Source organism: Candidatus Symbiopectobacterium sp. (assembly GCF_020054415.1).
In the GTDB taxonomy this organism is placed as follows: domain Bacteria; phylum Pseudomonadota; class Gammaproteobacteria; order Enterobacterales; family Enterobacteriaceae; genus Symbiopectobacterium.
Genome location: NZ_JAHWCO010000184.1, coordinates 1 through 6,273 on the forward strand (window position 1 = coordinate 1; position 6,273 = coordinate 6,273).

General features: G+C 51.9%; 6 protein-coding genes and 2 pseudogenes. 5 read left to right on the forward strand and 3 right to left on the reverse strand.

Features of this window, described 5'->3' with window-relative positions:
• The 3 genes and pseudogenes from QZ506_RS05490 to erpA form a co-directional block, all read left to right on the forward strand.
• A partial coding sequence (locus QZ506_RS05490; RefSeq protein WP_291969628.1) for an IS1 family transposase occupies positions 1-112 on the forward strand: 112 nt, incomplete at its 5' end.
• Positions 113-165: 53 nt separating this feature from the next.
• Positions 166-442: pseudogene (locus QZ506_RS05495) on the forward strand (chloride channel protein); the annotation flags it as partial.
• Positions 443-534: 92 nt separating this feature from the next.
• Positions 535-882, forward strand: coding sequence for an iron-sulfur cluster insertion protein ErpA (gene erpA, locus QZ506_RS05500; RefSeq protein ID WP_291969621.1), 348 nt, complete (start codon positions 535-537; stop codon positions 880-882).
• An 83-nt stretch (positions 883-965) separates the two neighbouring features.
• Here erpA and QZ506_RS05505 read toward each other — a convergent pair whose 3' ends face one another.
• From QZ506_RS05505 to mtnN, 3 genes are all read right to left on the reverse strand, one after another.
• The gene (locus tag QZ506_RS05505) at positions 966-1,223 is read right to left on the reverse strand and encodes a hypothetical protein (protein WP_291969623.1); all 258 of its coding nucleotides are present in this window, start codon (positions 1,221-1,223) and stop codon (positions 966-968) included.
• Between the two features lie 179 nt (positions 1,224-1,402).
• Positions 1,403-2,224, reverse strand: a complete 822-nt coding sequence (btuF, locus tag QZ506_RS05510; RefSeq protein WP_291969625.1) for a vitamin B12 ABC transporter substrate-binding protein BtuF — start codon at positions 2,222-2,224, stop codon at positions 1,403-1,405.
• Positions 2,224-2,925, reverse strand: coding sequence for a 5'-methylthioadenosine/S-adenosylhomocysteine nucleosidase (mtnN, locus tag QZ506_RS05515; protein WP_291969630.1), 702 nt, complete (start codon positions 2,923-2,925; stop codon positions 2,224-2,226). Before mtnN ends, btuF begins: the two co-directional genes overlap by 1 nt.
• 117 nt (positions 2,926-3,042) lie before the next feature.
• On the opposite strand from mtnN, the gene dgt reads away from it, so the two are divergent.
• Complete coding sequence (gene dgt / locus QZ506_RS05520; protein WP_291969626.1) at positions 3,043-4,554, forward strand: dGTPase; 1,512 nt, start codon at positions 3,043-3,045, stop codon at positions 4,552-4,554.
• Between the two features lie 68 nt (positions 4,555-4,622).
• Positions 4,623-5,797: pseudogene (locus QZ506_RS05525) on the forward strand (trypsin-like peptidase domain-containing protein); the annotation flags it as partial.
• Between the last annotated feature and the right edge of the window lie 476 nt (positions 5,798-6,273).

Here is a 6,273-nt window from a genome sequence, read left to right on the forward strand (position 1 = left end):
ACTGCGTAACCGATTGCAACGGCTCAATAGCAAGACGCTCGGATATTCAAAATCATCCGAAATGCACGATAGGATCATCGGTACTTACATCGAACGCGAGTACTACGTTTGATGCTACATCAACTCATTGAATACACGACCTACGGGCTGATATTGCACGGCGTATTTCCTGACTATGCATTAGGTGCTGGCACCTTTGCCATTGCAGGAATAGGCGCGTTGTTTGCGGCTTCAGTACGCGCCCCATTGACCGGAATTGTGCTGGTGCTGGAAATGACGGATAACTATCAGCTGATTCTGCCCATGATCATCACCTGCCTGGGGGCGACGTTAATGGCGTAGTTTCTAGGCGGACAACCGCTCTGCTATTTTGGCACGAACGCTGTGGCGGCAGAATGCGTTAGAGCAGCGTGCGGAAAATGAACGCAAGGCCAAACCTTGAACCTTGTTTCCCGCTGTTGGATAATGAGCGTATGATTGGGATAAGGCGAACGGAGTGCGCCGCCCAATAAAAGACAAGCTGGGAGTACGACAATGAGCGATGAAGTAATGGCTGTTCCGCTGCAATTCACTGATGCTGCGGCAAAAAAGGTGAAAGTCCTGATTGCTGATGAAGAGAACACGGAGCTGAAACTTCGCGTTTACATCACCGGCGGCGGCTGTAGCGGCTTCCAATACGGTTTCACTTTCGATGATAAAATTAACGACGGTGACATGACCATTGAGAAACAGGGCGTGGCGCTGGTGGTAGACCCGATGAGTCTGCAATATCTGGTCGGTGGTTCTGTGGATTACACGGAAGGTCTGGAAGGTTCGCGCTTCGTGGTCACTAACCCGAATGCGAAAAGCACCTGTGGCTGCGGCTCTTCTTTCAGTATCTGATTATCCTACCGCTGATATCGAAAAAATCGCGTTCTTCAACGCGGTTTTTTGTTTTAACGGGCCGAATAAACCAACCTGCGCCATCACCACTCAATCGTGATCAGCCGCTGTTCCTGATGGGTTACCGTGCGAGCTCCTGCGCTTAGCGAGGTTTGCGTAATCTTTGGCATCAGCGCTTTTGCGTTCGGGCATTCCACGCGGGCGGTGGCTGCGTTTTCCTTGACCTCACAGACAGCAACCACGTTTAGCCCTACATTGATTTGCCTGCTGGTGCTTGCCGCATACGCCGTATTGCAGGCCAGCATCAACAGGCTCGCGTTAAGCAGACTTATCTTTATCACTTTTCTACCTGGTGTTAAAAAGAAACGTTGCCGGTTCAGTGCACAATGTGCGCTATAAAATCGTTATGTTTTGGTTTTTATACGGTTGCGTTTTAGCCGTTTGCAGCATGATAACCGGTTTTTAACTGGATGAAAAGCGTGCAGTAATGCCTACACGAGCGCAGGCATTACCCTATGGTTTACTGGGCTGGGAGGGCGGCGAGTTGCTGACAAATGTACTGGGCTGCCAGCAGCATGCGCGGGCTGCTGCGATTAAACCAATCTTCATCTACCGTAATAATTGGCACGGACAACTGCGGCGACCAAAAATCACGCGTGGCGGCCGCATCGGCAGCGGTGCACGTCGTAATGATCACCTGCGGGTTGCGCCGCAACACCTGTTCACGACTGACCTGTGGCCAGGGCACCTTGCTGTCATCGAAAACATTGACGCAGCCACACAGGGAGAGTACCTGGTTTTGCAACGACTGTTTGCCTGACGTGAACAGCGGGTGTGTACCAACTTGCAGGAATACCTGATGTTTTGACGCATGGACGTAGCGTGCTTTCAAATAAGCCAACTGCTGGCGTAAGGTCTGTGCATTTTGTCGCGCAATCTCAGGGTGCGCGCTGTATTGCCCAAGCTGTTCCAGAATGGTCGGTATTGCCTCCAGCGAGGTGGGATCCAGATACAACACCGGAATGCCAAAGGCTGAGAGTTGCTCAAGCGGTCGCTGCGGGTTCCCTTCACGCCAGGCCAGAACCAAATCCGGCTTTAAGGCAAGCACCCGTTCCAGATTGATACCTTGCCAGGAGGTAACCTGTTCCCGCTGTTGCGCTTCGGGCGGGTAGTTTGACCAGGCACTCACGCCAATCACCTGATCGCCCATGCCAGCGGCGAAGGCCAGCTCCGTAGCGTGGGGAGCCAGAGCGATAATGCGCTGGGCGACAGCGTCTGCGTTGGCAAGCCCGGCCATGAGCAGACACAGTATTGCCAGAAGAGAGAGCCCGCGAACGCGCATCAGGCTTTTCCGGCGAGATCTTGCAACATGGCGCTCACCATGCGTGATGATTGCTGTGCCGCCACGGCCAGAAACTCGTCAAAACTCAGGTGAGAGGCTTTGTCTGCCACATCGGAAATGGCGCGTACTACGACGAAAGGCACACCGAACTGATGGCAAACGTGAGCGATTGCCGTGGCTTCCATTTCGACCGCGACGGCCTGTGGGAAGGTGCGACGGATGCGAGCAAGCGGTTCTGCACCGTTGATAAACGCATCACCACTGACAATCAGCCCCTGAACCGCATTCAATTGCAGAGACACTATGGCGCGCTCGGCCAGCGCAATAAGGGATGTATCGGCGGGAAACGCCACCGGGCAACCTGCCATCTGGCCCGCTTCATAACCGAAGGCGGTGACATCGGCATCGTGATAGCGCGCTTCACTGGATACCGCTATATCGCCGACGTTCAGGGTCGGTGCCAGACCGCCCGCAGAACCGGTGTTGATGACGATGTCAGGACGAGCATGTTCCAACAGCAGCGTGGTGCCCATCGCCGCGGAAACCTTGCCAATACCGGATTTTAACAGCGCCACTTCGACACCGTTCAGCCACCCACTGTAGATTTCGCATCCGGCGCGTGCGAAGGTACTGAGGTTTTCGATGCGATCGCGCAGGATCGTCACTTCTTGTTCCATGGCCCCGATGATGCCGACTTTCATAAGATTCACCACAAAATTTCGAATAGTTAGCCATAGTCTGTGTTGTGTAGTCTATCATGGCTAACGGGGTGAAATGGAACCCAGGCGTGATTTTGGCGGCGGTAAAGGGGGAAGGGGATGTCCGGTATCGATTTTTCAAAGAAATTCAGCGTTCAGCGGCCTCTGAGCAAACCTATCACCGCGGAGAGCGAATATGACATCGTCCGCCTGTTCGAAAGTGATAGGGGGCGTATCATCAACTCTGCCGCGATCCGCCGTTTACAACAGAAGACGCAGGTATTTCCGCTGGAGCGTAACGCCGCCGTGCGTTCGCGGCTGACGCACTCTATGGAAGTGCAGCAGATCGGTCGCTACATCGCCAAAGATATTCTGGTGCGAATAAAAGGCGAAAACCGACTGGACGCCCTTGGCCTGTCCCTGTGGCAGACGCCCTTTGAAAGCATGGTAGAAATGGCCTGCCTGATGCATGACATCGGCAACCCGCCCTTTGGCCATTTTGGTGAATCCGCTATCAACAACTGGTTTAGAAAACGGTTGGATGCCGCTTATATTCAGGATGATGCATTGTCGCGTGATGATGCTTGTCAGGTTGAAGCCCTGCGGCTGAAAGGCGATGCGCATGATGCATTGCGGCGTCAGGTGCGACAGGATCTCAGCCATTTCGAAGGCAATGCACAAGCGATTCGTTTGGTGCATACGCTGCTTAAACTGAATCTCACCTACAGCCAGGTAGGCTGTATTCTCAAATATACCCGGCCAGCGTATTGGGTCGGCGAGGTGCCCGATACCTACCGCTATATGATGAAAAAGCCGGGCTATTACCTTTCTGAACAGGATTTTGTTACCGATTTGCGCCAGGAATTGTCGCTGGAAGAATACCATCGCTTTCCGCTCACCTACATCATGGAAGCCGCGGACGACATCTCTTACTGCGTCGCCGATCTGGAGGATGCGGTAGAAAAAGAGATCCTTACCACCGAACAGCTTTATCTGTACCTACGCCAAACCTGGGGCACGTTCGATCCCTCGGATCTGTTTGCCAAAACCGTAGAGCAGGCTTATGAAAGTCGAAAACGGCACCGCTGGCGCAGCACCGACGATCAATTTTTTATGCAGTTGCGCGTCAATACGGTGGCTAAGCTGGTGCCTTACGCGACGCATCGTTTTATCAAAAATTTGCCTGCGATTTACGCTGGCGCTTTTGATGAGGCGCTGCTGGAAGACAAGGGCGCACAGGCTAAACTGTTGAGGGTGTTCAAAGAGGTTGCGCGCAACTATGTGTTTAATAACGCAGAAGTCGAAAAGCTGGAACTGCAAGGCTATCGCGTGATCGGGGGGCTATTGGACATCTATCATCCGCTGCTGGAAATGTCTTATGACGCGTTCAGCCAAATGGTGAATGACGATACGCATCCGCACTATCCCATAGAAACCCGGCTCTACCACAAGCTTTCCAGCAAACATTGTCTGGCCTATCGTGAAGCCACGCTCCAACTCTCGGCACTGTTTTGTGAGGAACAGGAGATTTGGGAATACTATTATCGGGCGCGATTGATTCAAGATTATATCAGTGGAATGACAGATCTTTACGCTTACGACGAGTACCGGCGGCTGATAGCGGCGGAATAACAATTTATGTAAAGAGGCTCCATACTTGCTTATGTTTGGTCCAGCGCGCGGCGACTGAGGCGGTAGTATCGACATCCAGCCAGATGCCAAATCTGGCTCCGATGCTTGAGAAAGTGATGCCTTCCGTCGTCAGCATCTCCATTGAAGGGCATACCGACGTCAAGCGCAGCAATATTCCGCAGCAGATGCAGCCTTTCTTCGGTGAGAATTCGCCGTTCTGTCAGGAGGGTTCACCCTTCCAAAACTCCCCAATTTGCTAGGGGGCTGAAGACAAATGGGAAGAGGGCGCGCCCGCAAAACGTGAGAACTTCCAGGCATTAGACTCTGGTGTGGTGATCAACGCGGAGAAAGGCTATGTGGTAACCGATAACAACGTGGTCGACAACGCGGACAAGATTCAGGTACGGCTTTACGATGGGCGTAAGTATGATGCCAAAGTGATTGGCAAAGACCCGCGTACCGACGTTGCCTTGATTCAACTGATTGATTTTAAAAATCTGACCTCCATCAAGATCTCCGATTCCGATCAGTTACGGGTGGGTGACTATACAGTGGCGATCGGCAACCCCTACGGCTTAGGCCAAACGGCGACGTCCGGTATTGTTTCGGCGTTAGGGCGCAGTGGGCTGAATATCGAGAATTATGAAAACGTTATCCAGACCGATGCCGCGATCGACCGAGGCAACTCGGGCGGGGCGCTGGTTAACCTTAATGGTGAGCTTATCGGTCTGAACACCGCGATTCTGGCACCGGATGGTGGAAACATCGACGTCGCGTAGATAACCTGTTCTCCCGCATGACCGAGAGCGGCCGCCTGCGGGTACGGATGGCGTTGGGTAACTATTTTACCGGGCAGGGCAGCATTGCGCGTTCTTACCGTACTGCGCGTACCACCATGGGCGTTGGGAAACAGCGGATGCCCAGTCAACGTTGCTACTACTATCAGGATTTAATGCTGCCAGTGTGGCTCGATAGTCTGCGCGGTGGCTGGCAGGCCAATGAACTGGTTCGTCCGTTGGCAAAACTGAAAGCGATGTACGGCAATGGTTTGTTGCGACGTACGCTTAACGTCTGGTTTCGCAATAACGTTCAGCCGGGCGCTACGGCTAAGGCGCTGTTTATCCATCGCAATACGCTTGAATATCGCCTGAACCATATTTCCGAACTGACCGTGCTGGATTTGGGCAACTTTGATGATCGTTTGCTGCTCTATGTTGCACTGCAACTCGATGAAGAAGAATAATTTGCTCTCTGATTGATCCAAGGGGCCGATTGCCCCTTGTGTATCAACTTAATAAATTAATTTATATGTTATTTTTATTTTTTATGCCCACTTGATGACTACACCTCAAAGAAACAATAGCGGATACCGGGCACAACCAGCTTTATCCACAAGTAAAAATCCTCCTACGAGATTACCATGCAAAGCACACCTCGGGTGCGTTAAATTAAACAGCAATACATTGAAAATAAAAGGATTTGATTTATCAGTCTCCAGATAACGTCCATCTTTGACCAAAAGGCCGCGGTTTTCGGGGACTTTTCATGATCTCCTGCCTTCTGTTTTTTTCTTGCTATCATGAGTCATTGATTTTCAAGTTGACCAATAAGCAGGTGTAATGATGGGATTATTGAACCGGAACGATATTGAAATCGAAATCAGTCTTTGTACTCGCGATGATGCACCTAAAACCGCGAAGGTAAAACTACGTGATGTCG

Coding starts and splice junctions, on each gene's coding strand:
- erpA (WP_291969621.1), top strand. CDS start 535: ATGAGCGATGAAGTAATGGCTGTTCCGCTGCAATTCACTGATGCTGCG.
- dgt (WP_291969626.1), top strand. CDS start 3,043: ATGTCCGGTATCGATTTTTCAAAGAAATTCAGCGTTCAGCGGCCTCTG.
- btuF (WP_291969625.1), bottom strand. CDS start 2,224: ATGCGCGTTCGCGGGCTCTCTCTTCTGGCAATACTGTGTCTGCTCATG.
- mtnN (WP_291969630.1), bottom strand. CDS start 2,925: ATGAAAGTCGGCATCATCGGGGCCATGGAACAAGAAGTGACGATCCTG.